At 57.2% G+C, this 1,122-nt stretch carries 1 protein-coding gene and 1 pseudogene; one reads left to right on the plus strand and one right to left on the minus strand.

The annotated features are described in order from the left end of the window. Positions 1–863 (minus strand): FAD-dependent oxidoreductase (locus U4E84_RS18250; RefSeq protein ID WP_322533480.1); only part of this gene is annotated, 863 nt, incomplete at its 3' end. 156 nt (positions 864–1,019) lie between these two features. On the opposite strand from U4E84_RS18250, the pseudogene U4E84_RS18255 reads away from it, so the two are divergent. Further along, positions 1,020–1,122, plus strand: a pseudogene (locus U4E84_RS18255) (IS5/IS1182 family transposase); the annotation flags it as partial.

Here is a 1,122-nt window from a genome sequence, read left to right on the forward strand (position 1 = left end):
GGAGGCGCAGCCGCATCTCCGACAGCGTAGATCGAGTCCACCGAAGTTTGCATCCGCTCGTCGACTGTGATTGCCCCGCTGTCGTGGATCTCGGCGCCGGCGGACTCAGCCAACTCCGTTCGCGGGGTGACGCCAGTAGCAACGACGACGAGGTCGAAAGTGTGGTCGGTGTCGCCCATTGTGGCGACAACTGTTTCGTCACCAGGTTCAGCCAGTTCGTCGACGCCGGTCGCCAGTCGAAGATCGATTCCCTGTGCGTGGAGGTGAGATTCAACCATCGCCGCCATTTCCGGGCCGAGCGTGTTCGGCATCACCTGATCGAGCAGTTCGGCGACAACCACGTCGTGGCCGGCGTCGTGGAGGTTCTCGGCGACTTCGAGCCCAATATAGCCGCCGCCGATAACGAGTGTACGCTCGGCGTCGGCAACGTCATCGCGGATGTCAGTTGCATCCGAGACCGTTCGAAGGGTATGACAGTACTCCAGCTCGTTGAGGCCAAACATCGGTGGGACGAGCGGTTCAGCTCCAGTTGCGACGACAAGTTCGTCGTAGGCGATTACCACCGGTTCGCCATCGGCGCCGGTACTCGAGACAGTGGAAGTATCCGGATCGACCTCAGTCACTGTAACGCCCGTTCGGATATCAAGATCGAAAGCGGCACTCAGTTGTTCAACGCCCATCACAGCGAGATTCTCCTCAGACACGGTGTTGCTCAGATGATATGGGAGTCCGCAGCTTGCATACGAGACGTGTTTACTCTGTTCGATCACGATGATCTCGGCGGATTCGTCAAGTCGTCGCAGCCGCGTCGCAGTACTCATCCCGGCAGCGTTGCCACCGATAATCACAAACTGCTCTGGCATAATTATCTGGAAAAGACAATATCACATGAACGTACACGCAGATTCCCAGTTTGAGGGAGCGCTGGGACGATGGTTTGATTCCCGAAGCACCATGTCATAACGTCTGGGAGCGAGTCATAGAAAGCGTCACGTACGAAGCGGCAGAGTGCAGAAAGTGTGTCCAACACCAGCGCAACCCTGCAAAATGTGGCTTCGGTAGACGACTTCTTGAATGCGGCGGCTACCGGAACAGTACCGCTGTTTGAATACCTTGAGTTCC

The organism is Halorubrum sp. AD140 (assembly GCF_034497445.1).
Classification (GTDB): domain Archaea; phylum Halobacteriota; class Halobacteria; order Halobacteriales; family Haloferacaceae; genus Halorubrum.